Genomic DNA, 16,284 nt, shown 5'->3' with positions numbered 1-16,284 from the left:
GCGTGTTTGTCCCGCGCGCGACAGCACGAGAACGGTGGTGTTGTTCTGAGGAAGGGCTGGCGGATCTACCCGAACATCCGCATCAGCGTTATCAACTTGCGAATGGTCAGGTCCGGGCTGCGTCGCAGGTTGCGAATCAGCACACGCAGATTGGTCAAGTTCATCTTGGGTTTGGTAAAACTCTTGGGCATGCGCTGCCCCCACTGCGCCATCGCCTCGGGGCTCACAGGATGAATGCCCGTAGGCTGTGCATCCGTGAAGATATCCCCGTCGCAGTAATGCTCGTGCTTATCGCCCCAAGGGTCTTGCCAGTAGTCGAAGATCTGACTGCCCAGGATGTGCCGGCCGATTCCCCATGAGTGTTCCCAGCCCCGCTCCCGCAGGACACGCTGCCCCATGCCCACCGCATCTGCATCGACGACCTCATAGGCGCTATGGCTATAAGTAGCCATGAACCCTTGCGCTATCGCGAGCGTATGGTGAGCCGTTGGAATCTCACCGAGGTCAAGGCGCATGAAGGCGACGATAGGTGTGCCGTCGGGGAGTACCTGCACGTCGCTGGGAATAAACCCGAAATGCTGCGTATACCAGGCACAAGTCGCCTGGTAATCGGCCACTTCAATCACAATGTGGCCCAGTTTGAGTATTTCAGGCGGTGCAATCGGTGGGCGCTGCGTGGCGTTGATGCGTGGCTGCTCTTGCGTCAGATTCCAGGAAAGTGGAGCTCTGTGCACCAGGGTTTTACCTGGAGCCAGGTCGCACACAGCTTCCACAATGAACCCGGAAGGATCAGTCAGCCTGACGTAATGCCCGCCGCCAGGATGCGCCGATTTCTCGACCGATGACGCGCCCGGGACTCGAGCCAGCTTTTGCAGATCCTCGAGCGACTGGACTGCCAGTCCGAACCCGATAAAGCGTGCATGGTCTGCACGATGGACACGGTAACAATAGGGAGCCGCTCCAGTGGCGCGCAGATAAAGCGTATCGGAGCTCTGATGACTGACCGTCAAGCCGAAGTCGGTCAGGAAACGCGCCGCCTCGTTCAAGTCCGGCCTTTGAAAGATCAGGTGAGTCAGATCCTGGGCCTTCACCGTCGGCTGCGGATGCCGGGCAGGATGTTGTGTCGTCAACTGGGGCAGTGCATTTTTGTTGTTCATTATTCTTGTTTTCCGTTTTTTCAGGCCAAAACGTTCCCCGCACCTCTGAAAATGCCAGAGGTGTTTTTTGTCGGGTCGGTTACCGCGCTTAGTCGAGTGGGGGAAGTGCCGGCAACTCTGTGGTCGCCAGCGCTCTAGCCTCCTCGTGAGGCACACCCAATGCCCGCAGCACTAGCTCGGCCGTGTCAGAGCCCGATTCGCGCCAGGTTTTGTGCCCTTCCAGCACCAGGAAAATCGAGCCAAGGACGCTGCTTGATATCAGCGTCAGTACTGAGAGCAATTGCTCCTGCGCAAACGTGTACCGTCCACTGGAAAGTCCGCCCAGAAGATCAGTCGTTGCTTGGCTGCTGAACATTTCGCGCAACGAAGAATTGCTCATGGCGAACTTTTGTATGAAGGCCCCCCACAGGGAGTCCTCGTGAGCGCGACGAATGAAGAAGCGAATGCCATTGGCAAGGCGCTGAGCCGGATCGCAGAGGGAATCGAAACTCTTGTTGACACGCTCATGCATCTCCCTCGCGAGATAGCTGGCGACCTCCTCGAACAGGCTTTCCATGCTGTCGATATTGCTATAGATCGTTCCGCGCGCCACTCCTGCCTCTTGCGCAAGGTCGAGGATGTTCACCTGAGCGCTGCCTTTTTCAGCAAACAGGCGAAAGGCGGCTTGATGAATACGGCGCTGTATCGGATTCAGGGATTCCACGCTCTCTCTCCAGAATTACCATATGGACCAATTGAACACTCGTGTTCATCTGGCGTCAACAAGGTTTTTTGAATTAAGAACGTATTCCATAATAAATACCGTTACACCCCTCATTATCATGGACGTAATGAGCGATATGGCTAGACCAACGAGGGGACTATGGATTTCTACAAATCGAATACAATGAACACTAGTGTTCATATCGGTAGGACTTCTGGCTCGCCTTCCTGGCAAGGCCTAGCGGGCCGAAGATGACATCAGGACTTAGGGGAGCGGCTTACCAGCGATTCGCTTGGCTCTGGCAGGTGTTGCGCCCAGAGCCTTGAGAATCATCTCGGCGACCAGCAGATCGTGCTCCGGCGCCGCACGCCCCTCGACCACCGAACGCATGGCTCCGGTTGTGCACGATACGACCATGTCCAGGGCGATCCCTTCGTCCTCGTAAGCCAAAGTGCCCGCGCGCAGGCCATCACGCAGGTCGCCCAGCACGTGGGCAGCCAAGCGCGAACGCATGGTCCGATCGGAATGGATGATGCGCAGCAGCGCGTTGGCCCATTGATGGTCGTACGCAGCCCGGCATACGAACATGCGCACACCAATCGACAGCCGGTGTGCACCGCAGTGCACGTCCGAACTCAGGGTGGAAATGGCATCGGAGAACTCGGTCGCCATGGCGATGCCAACCGCCTCGAGTACTTCGTCGCGTGTTCGAAAATAGTTGTAGATGGTGCCGTTGGATACCTCGGCCTCCGCAGCGACATCGAGCAGCGCAATCTCCCCCACCTCCTTACGTGCGACAAGACGCAATGCCGCGTCCACCAGGCCGCGACGGGTGCGTTCACGCTTTTTGTGGCCTCGGGTGAGAGGCTCTTGCGCAGTTGCTTCTGAAGGACAAGTGGGGGACGGCATCTTCAGGCTCTTAATCGAGGGGGTTCGTTGATGGTAATGGAAACGCTATCGGCAGTGGAATCGGTGCAAGCCATCAGGATCTGGCAGTCTCGAATGAGACTGCCAGCATCGAAGCCGGGAGCGTGGTGCATGATGATGCGGTCAGGGCGAATCGCGACGAGCGTGCCTTTAGCCGCCAGCGGCAGGATGTCATGGTTCAGGTCTTCAATGAAGTCGCAACGGCCGCCGGAGCGTTGGCCGCGCGTTCTGATTTCCAGGAAGTGACCGCCCATTTTTTCCCAGGAAACGACTTGAGCAGTGGTCAGCAGTGACAATGGGTCTACGCCGAAACCAACCAGGGTCAGGTTGTCCCCAAGTGCATCGTCGCTCAGTTGAACCTGCTTTTGCGTGTTGCGAACCCAGGCCTGCGGAAACAGGCTGCCACGTACCAGCTTGTCGCCCCGACGATGCTTCACGAACAGACCGTGCTTGAAGATGTTCTTCGGCTTGATGTCCAACTGTTCGAAGTACCTCCGGGTAGCGGGAGTCAATGTCAGCATGCGCATCAGGCCGTGGATGAAGAAAGCTGCGAGCTTGTTCTTGGGCATCACCAGGCGACCCATGAGTTTCGCTAGATTGATCATCGCCTGGGCATGGGGGCGGCGCTCTACGTCATAGGTATCGAGTACCGCCGGCGCGGCATAACCGCGAAGGACCCAGGCCAGTTTCCAGGCCAGGTTGGCGCCATCTCGAAGTCCCGCTACGAGCCCCTGCCCGACAAAAGGCGGAGTGATGTGCGCGGCGTCACCGGCGAGGAAGATGCGGCCCTTGCTGAATCTGTTGCAGCAGCGCGCATGGAATCGATACACCGCCTTGCGTTCGATTTCCAGCTCCTGCGGTTTGATCCATGGCGCAATCAGCCGGGCGATGCTTTCCGGGCTTTCCAGCTCTTCGCGCGATTCGCCTGGTTGCAGCATGAACTCCCAGCGCTCCCTGCCACCGGGTGCGGGCATGTGCGGCGTTGGGCGCCGTGGATCACAGAGAAACTCAATGTGATCAATCGCTGACTTATGCCGGTTCATGACATCGACAATCAGCCAATCCTCCGCATAGGTCTGCCCTTCAAACTCCTGGCCAATCAGGGTTCTGACCCTGGAGCTTGCGCCATCCGCACCGATCACGTACTGGGCGTGAACGGAATGCAAGTGACCCTCCTGATCCCGTACGGAGGCGACGACGCCATCCGCCTCCTCGACCAGGTTCTCGAGTTCGAAGCCGCCGAGGCTGGTCACTGACTTCAGCCGGGAAACCTGGCTGCGCATCGCCCGCTCGAGGTCGGGCTGGTAGAAGGTCACAAGCTTGGGATGGCCGTCGATACACCCAGCGGTGTTGGCGCGACCGAATTGCCCGAGAACCGGAGAGTGCATCCTCACTTCAGGGATAGCGATCTTCTCGAATGAGTCCTCCGACAATCCGGCGAGTTGCAGGATACGCAGCGCCTCGTTGTCCAGGGCAATGGCGCGGGGCATTAGAACGATCTCATGGATCTTGTCCAGCACCAGTGTCTTGACCCCATAGCGGCCGAGCAGCGCCGCGATTGTCGCACCGACCGGACCGTTACCGACGACCAGCACATCGACGGCGGCGGGCGGCAATTCGGATACTTTCTTGTTGTTGTTCATATCGAGCCCTTGTTGTGATTGAAGTCGTGAGACGCGCCGGTCTCATCGTCAGGCAATGTGAAGGTATGCAATATTGAGAGATATTTCAATATTGATGTTTTAGTCATTATTTTTTTGAGATCATTACTACACCCAAATGAGGCCACTTGGGTTGTGCTGAAGGTGTCAGGGGGCTGGCCAATCGAGTCTGGTCCGAAGAGATGAATCCCGGATGCCTGAGGAGTGAAGTCACGCCCGCGTCAGTTTCCGACCGGTGAGGCTTGGCTTCTAAGCCGATCAGCGTTGTCATGGAAGCCATGCTTCACAGCGCACAACTATGTTTTTAGTCTTCAGGAATCAAACGTGGCGCGTCCGCAGCTCCATCCGAACCCCGTCCAACTCTGCTTCGTCGAGTTCGAGCTCGACGAGGCCAACGCCTGCTTGTTACGTAATGGAGAAGCCGTGGCGTTGGCGCCGACACCCTTCACTCTGCTGTGCGTACTTGCACGCCAGCCGGGATCGCTGGTGACCAAGGATGCCTTGCTTGATGCCGTGTGGGGGCATCGGTTTGTCAGCGATTCAGTGCTGAAGACGGCCATCAGCGATCTGCGCAAAGTGTTGGGCGACGACCCCAGGCAGCCCCGCTTTATCGAGACGGTGTCGCGGCGCGGCTATCGCTTCATCGCTGCGCCGTCCCCTGCCCCGTCGATGTCGCCTGCATCCACGACGTTACCCCCGGCTGGTGCGCAACCGTCGCCGCCATTCATCGGTCGCACCGACGAGGTTTCAAGACTGCAACGGGCGTGGGAGCGGGCTTACGGCGGCCAACGTGCGGTGGTCTGGCTCGCTGGAGAACCGGGGATTGGCAAGACCACGTTGATCGAACATTTCCTCGCCAGCCTTGGCGGCATCGCCTGCGCACGCGGCCATTGCGTGGAACACTACGGCAGCGGTGAGCCGTACCTGCCGGTGCTGGAGGCATTGGCCGATCTGTGCCGCAGCGACCCCACCCTGCCGGCGCTGTTGCGCGCCGTGGCGCCGACCTGGCTGCTGCAACTGCCGTGGCTAAGCACTACAGAGGAGCGCGACGCATTGCGGCGCGAGCTTGCCGGCATCGGTCCGGACCGCATGCTGCGGGAAATGGGCGAACTGCTGGACCGCTACACGGAGCAGCGCCCGCTGTTGCTGGTGACCGAAGACCTGCACTGGAGCGATCGGGCGACGGTCCAGCTCATCGACTATCTGGCGCGGCGACGTAGCCGCATGCGGTTTATGTGGCTGTCGAGCTTTCGCCTCGCCGAGGTGGTAGCGCTCGATCATCCGCTCAGCTCGTTGCGCCACGAACTGCGCCTGCAACGTCTGTGCGAGGAAGTGGTGCTCGATCCGTTCTCGGAAACCGAGGTCGCTGACTATGTTGCGCTGCATTCCCTCTCGTTGGCGCGAGATGAAACTTTCGTGCGGGCCCTGCACGAGCGCACTGACGGTGTGCCGTTGTTTGTATCGTCTGTCATCAGTGAGGTGATAGCCCCAACGGACGACGATGCCACCATTGAGGCCCGGCTGGCAGGATTGGCGGTCCCCGAGAACCTCGCGGCCATCATCGATCACTACATTTCCAAGCTCGGACAGGAGCAGCGTGCGCTGCTCTCGGCGGCAGCGGTGTGCGGAGTCGAATTCCGGGTCGAGACAGTTTCGCTGGCCCTCGAGCGCGACCTCGCTTCTGTGGCCGACACCTGCGAGGAACTGGTGCGCGAGCAGTTATGGCTCACACGGTCGCGGGCCACCGAAGTTGAAGAGACGGTAGAGCTACCCTACTCGTTCCGGCATGCTCTCTTCCGCCAGGTGCTGTACGACCGCACGCCCCGTTCATTGCGCACTCACCTCCATCGCCAGGTGGGCGCGGCCCTCGAACGCGAGCGCACGGCCGGTGTACCGATTGCTGCCTCGGAGCTGGCAATGCACTTTGACCGGGCCCGGCAGCCGATGATTGCGCTGCGCTACTACGCCGAGGCCGCAGAAGCCGCGCTGCTGCACTTCAGCCCGGCCTTGTGCATCGCCCTCACTGAGCGCGCGTTGGCCCTGCTGACGCAGGCTCCGGGCGGGACCGAGCGCGCTACGCTAGAAATTACCTTGGCCACGCTGCAGGGCGTGTCGGCGTTTCACACGTTCGGTGTCGGCAACGAAGCCAGGAACGCGTTCGAACGCGCGTACACACTGCTAGCGGATGTACCCGAGCATCCAATGCGCGGTCGACTGCTGCACGGATTCGGCTATCTGCTGGGTCTGCGCGGCGACTATGCGCTGGCGCTGGAGGTGGCGGAACGTGCCGAAACCCTCTCCTCCGAGACGAACGATCCAGCGCTCATGCTGGCGGCGTGCATCGTGCAGGGCGAAGTGCATCACCTTCAGGGTCACACACAAACAACCCGCAGTTGGCTGGAGCGCGCCTTCGCGATTGCCGAGCCGCTGGACATCGAGGCGGACGAGATTTTTGCAGCTGATCCTCAGGTCATGCTGCACGGAATGCTGGCCATAGAGCTCGTACGTTCCGGGCTAATAGAGCAAGGCCGAACCCACATGCAGCAGGCGCGGACCCGCGCGCAGATGCTTCGCCAACCTATGACCTGGCTGGTCGCCACCTGGCAGGAGGTGTTGATCGAGGTGCGGATGGGCAACCCTGTGCGCGTAGCAGCGCTGGCTGACGACATGCAGACGCTGGTCGATAAGTATTCGCTCGCATTGGGACGTACGGCTTGCCGCTGGTGGCGCGGCTGGGCCGACGCGCGCAATGGCGCGCCGCGCGACGGCTACCGACGCATCCGCGAGGCCTACGAAGAACACACCGGGCTCGGCATGCGCGCCGGCGCCAGTGAGGTGCTCGGCTACGCCGCCGAGGCGTTGCTGCTGGCGGGAGATTACGACGCCGCCCGCGTCGAGCTGGAGCAAGCACTACGGGTCGGGGAAGAACTGGGCGAGCGCGTATACCTGCCGCAACTGTTGCTACTGGAGGCAGCGATTGCGCGAATGCAGGGCCGGCTCGACGCTGGCAACACTGCCGTTCGGCATGCGATTGAGGAGGCTCGTGCTCAGGAAGCACCGTGGCTGGAACTGCTCGCGCTGGTCGAACTGTGCGAGCACCACGGCGCCACCGCCGAGGACCACCAGGCATTGGCGACGCTGATTGACCAGTCACCCGAAACTGACGGAACCGAGTTGGTGAAACGTGCACGCTCACTGCTTCAGGCTGCCAAGCCTGCTTGAAGCGCCAAGGGCGCAACCCTGTGGGAGCGGCGCAGTCCCGACCGAAGTCTGACCTTTCGCTTACGACTCGACCCAGGGGGCGGCCTACGCTGTGGTCGAACTTTCTTGAGCCCCTGGTCTGCGATGATCCTGAACCCTGAATCCAAGTACCCGAGCCGCCGCTCGTACGTAGTGAAACTGCGTGGCGATGCTGCGCCGGGGGCCCTCGTCGGCCGCCTCGAAAACCTCGTCACCGGGCGTCAGCGCGAGTTCTCGTCCGCCGAAGAGCTGCTGGAGTCGATTGCCTCGGACCTCGTGTCGGCGACCGGCGAGCACACGACAGATACCGACGGCGAGTGACGTCTGCAACATCAATGAACGTTCGATATGGCGACCGAACGGCGACGCTTCGCTGACGACTTCGCGCATACCTGACCCTACGCTGTTGCCATCTCGAATCCACACGAGTCCAATGCGATGCCGCGACTTCCAGTTTCCTTTCCACTGCCCCTCCACACCGGTCGGGCGACCTTGCAACGGGCCGGGCTCGCCGTTGCAGCCGCCCTTGCCACTTCAATCGCCCTCGCCCTGGGCGGCTGCTCCACCCCGGTCGTCAAGCCGTCGGTCGAACTGCCGAGCAACTTCGCCGCGAGCACATCCTCCGAGATGGAACCCGAGGCGGCATGGTGGGAGGTTTACCACGACCCGGTGCTGACGGATCTGGTGCGCCGAGCAGCGCGCGAGAACCGCGACGTCAAGATTGCCGCCGAGCGCCTGCGCGCCGCGCGTGCCGGCGAAACGGTCAGCCGTTCCTGGCTGTTCCCGAGCGTCGGCGCATCCGTCTCCGGCAGCGATAGCAGCACCGGCTACAACTCGGCCGCGAAACAGGCTGTTCCGGATACCAAGACCACCGGTGTGGGCCTGGACGTCTCTTGGGAACTCGACCTGAGCGGTCGCCTGCGCGCTGGTGCAGCGGCGGCCAACGCCGATGCGCTGGCCGCGCAGGACAGCATGCGCGGCGTACGCCTGCTGGTGATGAGCGACGTTGTCAGCAACTACTTCTCACTGGTCGGCGCGCAGCGCCAGGTCGCGACGCTGCGCGCCATCTCGGCGATGCAGGACGAGACGCTGCGCCTGATCACCGCGCGCCAGCAGGCGGGGCTGGCATCCGCCTTCGACGTCGAGCGCGCGCAGACCGACGCCTTATCGGCGCGGGCGCAGATTCCGCCGCTGGAAACGCTGGCGGCTGTGTCGCGCCATCGTATCGCGGTGCTGATCGCCGACCAGTCCTTCAATAACGCGAACATCCAGCCCTCAAGTAGCGATGTGGCAACGGTGCCCGAGGCCAAGCCGGGGCAGCCCGCCGCGCTGCTGCAACGCCGACCTGACGTGCTGGCGCTGATGGCACAGCTCGACGCAGCCAATGCGCGCCGCCAGCAGGCCGCCGCCGAGTGGTTCCCGCAACTTTTCCTCGGCGCGTCCTTCGGTCGCCAGGGCCTTAATGTGAACGGCGCCGACCTCGGCGTTGCACGCTTCACCAACGTGGCGGGCCTGCTGGCGATGCCGATCTTCAACGCCGGGCGTACACAAGCGATCAACGAGGCTGCCGAAAGTGCTCAACACGAGGCACTGCTGCGCGCCGAAGACGGCATCGTACGGGCACTTGAGGATGTGGAGAACGCCCTCGTCACGCTGTCGCAGGAACGCCGCCGCACCGGGTCGCTGCAATTGGCCGCCGCGTCCGCGGAGTCCGCGCAGAACCGCGCACAGTCACTCTATAACCGCGGCCAGATCGACCTGTTGCCGCTGCTGGATTCGCAGCGGGCGCGCCTGGCAGCACGCCTGAACGCCAACGACAGTAACACCCGCCTGCTGCTCGATAGCGTGCAGCTCTACAAAGCACTGGGCGGGGGCTGGCAGGTGTTCGAACAACCCGCCACCCCCAGCGCAGCCACCGACGCCGACCGGCCACCACTGTCCTGAGAACCTGTCGCTTTTCAAAGAGGAACCGCCTTGAAGAATTCCCTTACTGCGGCCGGCGCCCTGGCCGTCGCCGTCATGCTGTCCGCGTGTAGCCCGGACCAGCCCGCCGTGCAGGCACCACGGCCAGTACGCACCGTTGTAATCAACTATGACAATGCCCGCGAAGCCAGCCGCTACGTGGGCACCGTACAGTCGCGGCATGAAGTCGAACAGGCCTTCCGCGTTGACGGCAAGGTCGCCCAGCGCAAGGTCGATGTAGGCCAGTTTGTGCACGAAGGCGACATACTGGCTGTGCTGGATGACAGCGACTACCGACTCGCTGAAGAAGCGTCGCAGCAACAGTGGGCGGTTGCCGTCGAGCAGACGCATCAGGCCGACTCGGATCGCCAGCGCCTGACCGCGCTGAAGGTTGACGGCTCGGTCAGTGCGGCCGACGACGAGCGTGCCCATACCAATGCCCAGACCGCGCATGCGACCGCCGAAGCCGAGGCGCGCAAGCTTGAGCTCGCGCGCAACCGCCTCAAGTACACCGTGCTGCGCGCCTCTCGAAGCGGCGTCGTCACGGCTGTGCGCTTTGAGGCGGGGCAAATCGTGGCGCAGGGCCAGCCGGTTGTCTCAGTGGCAAATCCGGATGAATCCGAGATCGTCGTCGATGTGCCCGAGAATCAGCTGTCTGCCTTCAAGGAGGCGCGTTTCAAGGCCTCGCTAGCCAGCGCGCCAAACGAGACCTTCGATGTCACGCTGCGCGAGCTGTCGCCGCAGGCTGCAGCGCAGACGCGCACCTATCGCGCGCGACTCAAACCAGTGAACGCGCTGCCACTGGGCGCCACCGCCACGGTGATGGCCGAGCGCAAGATGACAAATGTCTCGGTGGCAGCAGTACCCGCCACGGCACTGACGCAAAGCGGCGGTCAGCCGGCGCTGTGGGTAGTCACGCCCGCGGGCAAGGATCCGGTCGGCACCGTCGAACTGGAGCGAGTGGCCGTTTGGGGCTATCGCAACGACGAAGTGCTCGTCTCCGGGCCGCAGGCTGGCGTATTGGTCGTCACCGCCGGGGTCCAGAAAATGACGTCCGGACTGAAGGTCGCGCTTCCCGGCGCGGCAATTGTTGACGCGAATACCACGCAGCAGGCCGCCCGATGAACAACTTCAACCTCACCGACTGGGCGCTGCGTCACCGCGCCATCGTCCTGTTCATGCTCCTCATTGTCGCGGTGGCCGGTGTCTTCAGCTTCACCCGGCTCGGTCAGCTCGAGGATCCGAGCTTTTCCGTGCCTTCCATGACCACGATCGTCATCTGGCCGGGCGCTACCGCCCAGCAGATGCAAGACCAGGTCCTCAATCGCATGGAGAAGAAATTCGAGCAGATCGACAACTTCGAGAAGGTGGTCACCTACGCGCGGCAAGGCTACGCCGGCATGACGCTGACCGTGCGCGGTGGCACCTCCAAGGCCGACCAGCGCGAGGCCTGGTATCAGGCGCGCAAGAAACTCAACGACCTGAGCCGAGAGCTGCCTGACGGCGTGATCGGCCCAATCGTAAACGACGAGTACGGCAACGTGTATGGCCTGATGTACGCAGTCAAGGGCGACGGTGTCGGTCACGCCGAGTTGTCGGACGCGGCCGAGGACATCAAGCGCAGCCTGCTGAAAGTGCCGATGGTCAAGAAGATCGATGTCATCGGCAAGCAGGCCAAGCGTGTCTACGTCGAGTTCTCGCATGAGCGCCTGGCAGCGCTGGGCATTACACCGCTGGCCATCGCCGAAAGCCTGAAGAGCCAGAACGCCCTGTTGCCCGCCGGCCAGATCGACACCAACGGCGACCGCGTCATGGTCCGCATGAGCGGCCAGTTCGCCAGCGAAGACGCTATCCGCAACGTGCCCATCACCGCGGGTGGGCGGTTGATCAAGCTCGGCGACATTGCGACCGTCTCGCGTGGCTTTGAGGACCCGCCAACCTACACGGTCCGCCACAATGGCCAGCCGGTGCTGATGCTTGGCATCACGATGACCAGCGACGGCAATATCGTAGACCTCGGCAAGGCGATGGAGACGGCGGTCGACAAGATCCAGTCCGAACTGCCGCACGGCGTCGAACTGGAGCGCGTGGCCGACCAACCCTCCACGGTGAAGGACGCGATCTGGGACTTCGAGCGGTCGCTGATGGAAGCGCTGATCATCGTGATCGCGGTGAGCCTGGCCAGTCTCGGCTGGCGCACCGGCCTTGTGGTCGCGACCTCGGTGCCGCTGGTGTTGGGTGGCGTGGCGTTGGTGATGCTGGCGATGGGCTGGAACCTGGAGCGCATCTCGCTCGGCTCGCTGATCATCGCACTCGGGCTGTTGGTCGATGACGCGATCATCGCTATCGAAATGATGGTGGTGAAGATGGAGGCCGGCATGGACCGCGTGAAGGCGGCCGCCTTCTCCTACCAGTCCACCGCCATGCCACGCCTGACCGGCGCGCTAATCACCGTCGTGGGCTTCTTGCCCATCGGCCTCTCGAAGTCCACCACCGGCGAGTACGCGGGTGGCATTTTCTGGATCGTCGGTGCCGCGGTGCTGTTCTCGTGGATCTGCTCGGGTATCTTCACGCCGTACCTGGCGGTCAAGATGCTGCCCAAGGATTTCGGCAAGCACCAGCATGCCGGCGATCCATATGACTCGAAGTTCTACCGCAAGCTGCGCGGCCTGATCGACACCGCCATCGAGCGCCGCTGGGTGGTCATCGGTGCAACGTTTGGCTCCCTGGCGCTGGCGCTGGCCGGCATGAAGTTTGTGCCGCAGCAGTTCTTCCCCAACAGTTCACGCCCTGAGCTGGTCGTTGACTTGCGCATGAAAGAAGGTTCGTCCTTCGCGGCGACCACCGAGCAGGTCAAGCGGATGGAAGCACAGCTGTCGAAGGATCAGGAGGTCAAGTACTTCACCGCCTACACCGGCGCCGGCGCACCGCGTTTCTATCTCTCGCTCAATCCCGAGCTGCCAAATCCGGGCTTTGCCCAGTTCGTCGTAATGACCAAGGATCTGGATGCGCGCGAGCGGGTACGCACCCGGCTGATGGCCACCGCCGACCAGCAGTTCCCGCAGGCGTGGGTGCGCGTAACCCGGCTTGAACTGGGGCCGCCCGTCGGTTACCCGGTGCAGTTCCGCGTTGTCGGCCCCGATACCCAAGTGGTGCGTCGGATCGCCCGCGATGTGGAGAAGGTGGTCGGGGCCAGTCCGAAGGTGCGCGACCTCCAGCTCGACTGGAACGACCCGGTTCGCACGCTGAAAGTGCAGCTTGATCAGGACAAGGCAAGCGCGCTGGGCCTCACGCCGGCCGACGTGTCGCTGGCGACCCAGACCGTGATGAATGGCGCCACCTTGTCGCAGCTGCGTGAGCACGAGGACCTGATCGACATCGTGGCCCGTGCCGTGCCTGAGGAACGCTTGAACCTCGACACGCTGAAAGACATCAACCTGTACACGCGCCAGGGCACGGTGGTGCCGCTGTCGCAAATCGCACGGGTGCACTCTGAACTGGAAGAGCCGGTGCTGTGGCGCCGCAACCGCGACATGGCGATCACGGTGCGTGCCGACGTGAAGGATGGCGAGCAAGGTGTATCGGTGACACAGGAAATCCAGCCGTTGCTCAAGGACATCGAAGCCAAACTGCCGACGGGCTATCGCATCGACGTGGGTGGCGCGGTGGAGGAAAGTGACAAGGCCAACAAGGCGCTGCTCGCCGTGGCTCCACTGATGCTGATCACCATCCTGCTGCTACTGATGCTGCAACTGCAGAACTTTTCCCGCATGTGGATGGTGATACTGACTGCACCGCTGGGCCTGATCGGTGTGGTGCCGGCGCTGTTGGTGTTCCAGTCGCCGTTGGGCTTCGTCGCGATCCTGGGCATCATCGCACTGGGCGGCATGATCATGCGCAACTCGGTGATCCTGATCGACCAGGTGCAAACCGAGATTGCTGAAGGGCGTGCCCCGTGGAATGCCGTGCTGGATGCCGCTATTCACCGAGCCCGTCCGGTGATGCTGACGGCACTGGCCACCGTACTTGCCATGATCCCGCTGACGCGCAGTGTGTTCTGGGGGCCGATGGCCATTGCGATCATGGGCGGCCTGACCGTGGCGACGCTACTGACGATCTTCTTCGTCCCGGCGCTGTACGCCGCATGGTTCAAGGTGGGTCGCCAGACGGTCGTTGGCACTCAACCGATGAAGGGCGATGCCACGCTTGCTTCTGAATGATGAGTGCCGTGGCGTTGTGCGACCGGCCTCACCGCTATCAGGAAGGATTGCTCAGCGCCGCTTCTGAACAAAATTGAGGTCTCTGCTTCGTCTGCAACACGCCTCCTGCCTACACAGGATTGGGTGTGTTGCAGACTGGACTGATGAATCTCCCTCATAAGTCCATGCCAATTTACCCATCTAGTCCCCCTCCGTTAGCTCGCTTAATGTTTCTACAGCGGCATTCAGGCTCGTGTAATTGATCGGATGCGCCTCTAGATTTCTGTATGGGAGTAGACCAATGAACACTCGCAAACTGGGTAACACTCTGCAAGTGTCCGCACTGGGCCTTGGATGCATGAGTATGACGTCGGCGTACGGGCCGGCCGCCGACAAGCAGGGCATGATAAAACTGATCCGCACGGCTCATGATCGCGGCATCACCTTCTTCGACACCGCAGAGGCGTACGGCCCTTTCAGCAACGAAGCGCTATTGGGTGAAGCCCTGCAGCCGATTCGCGATCAGGTGATCGTGGCCACCAAGTTCGGTTTTGACATCAATCTGATTACCGGCGAACGGGGCAGCGGCACCAACAGCCGGCCGGAGCATATCCGGGCGGTGGCAGAGGCCTCGTTGAAGCGCCTGCGCACTGACCGCATCGACTTGTTCTACCAGCATCGTGTGGATCCCGAGGTGCCGATCGAAGATGTCGCCGGCACCCTCAAGGACCTGATCGCCGAAGGCAAGGTCAAGCACTTCGGCTTGTCGGAAGCCGGTATCGAGACGATTCGCCGTGCCCATGCGGTTCAGCCAGTGACTGCGGTTCAAAGCGAATACTCGCTGTTCTGGCGAGGCCCGGAAGACGGACTCCTGGCTGTGCTGGAGGAACTGGGCATCGGCTTCGTGCCGTTCAGCCCGCTCGGCGCCGGCTTCCTCACCGGCAAGATCGACGAAAACACGCAGTTCGACGCTTGCGACTTCCGCAACATCGTCCCCCGCTTTTCCCCTGAGGCACGCAAGGCCAACCTGGCGCTGGTCGAAGTGGTAAAGGCCGTCGCACAGCGCAAAGAGGCGACGCCCGCGCAGGTGGCCTTGGCCTGGTTGCTGGCCCAGAAACCCTGGATTGTCCCGATACCGGGCACGACGAAGCAGCACCGCCTGGAGGAGAACCTCGGGGCCGTAGAACTGGAGCTGACCGGCGAGGATCTGCGCTTTATCGATGAGCAGATTTCCCGAATCCAGGTGCAAGGTGATCGCCTGCCCGAGCCTGCGCTGAAGATGACCGGGCTCTGAATTCCCCCTGGAAGCTAACGGGAACACTACCGACCCGAACGCAGTGATGAACAATGCATGGGGCACTTTTACCGATGACTGCTAAAACACCCGTGTGGCCAATCAGCCCCATATCGCGGGCGGCCCGGTCAAGGGCCTGTGCCGTTAATACAAATAATGCACGCATCCAGGCGGGACATGATTACATGGGATAATCCCGTGCCCTTCATGAGAGTTTCTCATCAATGTCCCGAGCCAATCTCAATGACCTCCAAGCCTTCGTGGTCATAACCCGCGAGGGCAGCTTCACCCGCGCCGCCGCCCAACTGGGCGTCTCGCAGTCCGCCCTGAGCCACACAATGCGTGCCCTTGAGGCTCGACTGGGCGTTCGACTGTTGACCCGAACCACACGCAGCGTGTCTCCCACCGAGGCGGGTCAACGGCTGTATCTCTCGATGGCGCCGCGGTTCGAAGAAATCGAACTTGAATTGGCTGCCGTCAGCGAGTTTCGGGACACCCCGGCAGGCAACGTGCGGATTTCAGCCTCGGAACACGCGGCGAACAATATTCTATGGCCCAAGCTGTTGAAGGTGCTTCCCGACTACCCGGACATCAAGGTCGAAATCACGGTCGACTACGCCCTCTCCGACATTGTCGCGCAACGCTACGACGCAGGCGTACGCCTTGGCGATCAAGTCGCCAAGGACATGATTGCCGTTCCGGTCGGCCCTCAGTTACGCATGACGGTAGTGGGCTCCCCTGAGTACTTCAAGCGGCGGCTCCCGCCGAAAGTGCCAGGCGACCTTGCAGAACATAGTTGCATCAATCTGCGTCTGCCTACCCATGGGAGCCTCCTGCAATGGGATTTTGAAAAGGACGGTCACGAGCTCAAAGCGCGTGTCGAAGGTCAGTGGACGTTCAACAGCAGCCTGCCCATCCTGCGCGCCGCAGTCGCGGGCTGCGGGTTAGGTTTCCTGCCAGAAGATATGGTAGCGAAGGAGCTTGCCGACGGGAGCCTGGTGCGGGTACTGGAGGATTGGTGCCAACCCTTTCCTGGCTACCATCTCTATTACCCTAACCGCCGTGAGCATTCGTCAGCGTTTGGCATAGTGGTTGACGCACTGCGCCATACGCGCTGAGTGGTCGATTATTGAGGCGCGTT

At 61.8% G+C, this 16,284-nt stretch carries 11 protein-coding genes; 7 read left to right on the top strand and 4 right to left on the bottom strand.

Annotated features, from left to right (window positions below):
* Positions 1–65: 65 nt before the first annotated feature.
* The 4 genes from HK44_RS15025 to HK44_RS15010 form a co-directional block, all read right to left on the bottom strand.
* On the bottom strand, positions 66–1,157 hold the full coding sequence (locus tag HK44_RS15025) for a VOC family protein (protein WP_019690685.1): 1,092 nt from the start codon (positions 1,155–1,157) through the stop codon (positions 66–68).
* 88 nt (positions 1,158–1,245) lie between these two features.
* Positions 1,246–1,860, bottom strand: coding sequence for a TetR/AcrR family transcriptional regulator (locus HK44_RS15020; protein WP_019690686.1), 615 nt, complete (start codon positions 1,858–1,860; stop codon positions 1,246–1,248).
* A 264-nt stretch (positions 1,861–2,124) separates the two neighbouring features.
* The gene (locus HK44_RS15015; protein ID WP_019690687.1) at positions 2,125–2,769 is read right to left on the bottom strand and encodes a TetR/AcrR family transcriptional regulator; all 645 of its coding nucleotides are present in this window, start codon (positions 2,767–2,769) and stop codon (positions 2,125–2,127) included.
* A gap of 2 nt (positions 2,770–2,771) precedes the next feature.
* Positions 2,772–4,430 (bottom strand): bifunctional 3-(3-hydroxy-phenyl)propionate/3-hydroxycinnamic acid hydroxylase, encoded by a 1,659-nt coding sequence (locus tag HK44_RS15010; protein WP_019690688.1) that lies wholly within the window; start codon positions 4,428–4,430, stop codon positions 2,772–2,774.
* Positions 4,431–4,772: 342 nt separating this feature from the next.
* Between HK44_RS15010 and HK44_RS15005 the strand changes: the two genes are divergently transcribed.
* The 7 genes from HK44_RS15005 (at position 4,773) to HK44_RS14975 (ending at position 16,261) form a co-directional block, all read left to right on the top strand.
* Entirely contained in the window at positions 4,773–7,670 is a 2,898-nt protein-coding gene (locus tag HK44_RS15005) for an AAA family ATPase (protein ID WP_019690689.1), read from the top strand.
* Between the two features lie 123 nt (positions 7,671–7,793).
* The gene (locus tag HK44_RS15000; protein ID WP_019690690.1) at positions 7,794–8,009 is read left to right on the top strand and encodes a hypothetical protein; all 216 of its coding nucleotides are present in this window, start codon (positions 7,794–7,796) and stop codon (positions 8,007–8,009) included.
* 117 nt (positions 8,010–8,126) lie between these two features.
* Complete coding sequence (locus HK44_RS14995; RefSeq protein ID WP_019690691.1) at positions 8,127–9,632, top strand: efflux transporter outer membrane subunit; 1,506 nt, start codon at positions 8,127–8,129, stop codon at positions 9,630–9,632.
* A gap of 30 nt (positions 9,633–9,662) precedes the next feature.
* Positions 9,663–10,775, top strand: a complete 1,113-nt coding sequence (locus HK44_RS14990; RefSeq protein WP_019690692.1) for an efflux RND transporter periplasmic adaptor subunit — start codon at positions 9,663–9,665, stop codon at positions 10,773–10,775.
* Positions 10,772–13,870, top strand: coding sequence for an efflux RND transporter permease subunit (locus HK44_RS14985; protein ID WP_019690693.1), 3,099 nt, complete (start codon positions 10,772–10,774; stop codon positions 13,868–13,870). The genes HK44_RS14990 and HK44_RS14985 overlap by 4 nt, the downstream gene beginning before the upstream one ends.
* Before the next feature lie 280 nt (positions 13,871–14,150).
* Entirely contained in the window at positions 14,151–15,143 is a 993-nt protein-coding gene (locus HK44_RS14980) for an aldo/keto reductase (protein ID WP_019690694.1), read from the top strand.
* A 224-nt stretch (positions 15,144–15,367) separates the two neighbouring features.
* Positions 15,368–16,261 carry a LysR family transcriptional regulator gene (locus tag HK44_RS14975; RefSeq protein WP_019690695.1) on the top strand — a complete coding sequence of 298 codons (894 nt, stop codon included), beginning with the start codon at positions 15,368–15,370 and terminating at the stop codon, positions 16,259–16,261.
* Positions 16,262–16,284 lie beyond the last annotated feature (23 nt).

The sequence above is a fragment of the Pseudomonas fluorescens HK44 genome, assembly GCF_000217955.3.
Taxonomy (GTDB): domain Bacteria; phylum Pseudomonadota; class Gammaproteobacteria; order Pseudomonadales; family Pseudomonadaceae; genus Aquipseudomonas; species Aquipseudomonas fluorescens_AQ.
The sequence above is the reverse complement of the archived record's forward strand: the minus strand, read 5'-3'. Positions and strand labels throughout refer to the sequence as shown.

Excerpts from the sequence above, each read along its gene's own strand:
- HK44_RS15025 (WP_019690685.1), bottom strand. The coding sequence starts at position 1,157 with ATGAACAACAAAAATGCACTGCCCCAGTTGACGACACAACATCCTGCC.
- HK44_RS15015 (WP_019690687.1), bottom strand. The coding sequence starts at position 2,769 with ATGCCGTCCCCCACTTGTCCTTCAGAAGCAACTGCGCAAGAGCCTCTC.
- HK44_RS15010 (WP_019690688.1), bottom strand. The coding sequence starts at position 4,430 with ATGAACAACAACAAGAAAGTATCCGAATTGCCGCCCGCCGCCGTCGAT.
- HK44_RS15000 (WP_019690690.1), top strand. The coding sequence starts at position 7,794 with ATGATCCTGAACCCTGAATCCAAGTACCCGAGCCGCCGCTCGTACGTA.
- HK44_RS14995 (WP_019690691.1), top strand. The coding sequence starts at position 8,127 with ATGCCGCGACTTCCAGTTTCCTTTCCACTGCCCCTCCACACCGGTCGG.
- HK44_RS14985 (WP_019690693.1), top strand. The coding sequence starts at position 10,772 with ATGAACAACTTCAACCTCACCGACTGGGCGCTGCGTCACCGCGCCATC.
- HK44_RS14980 (WP_019690694.1), top strand. The coding sequence starts at position 14,151 with ATGAACACTCGCAAACTGGGTAACACTCTGCAAGTGTCCGCACTGGGC.
- HK44_RS14975 (WP_019690695.1), top strand. The coding sequence starts at position 15,368 with ATGTCCCGAGCCAATCTCAATGACCTCCAAGCCTTCGTGGTCATAACC.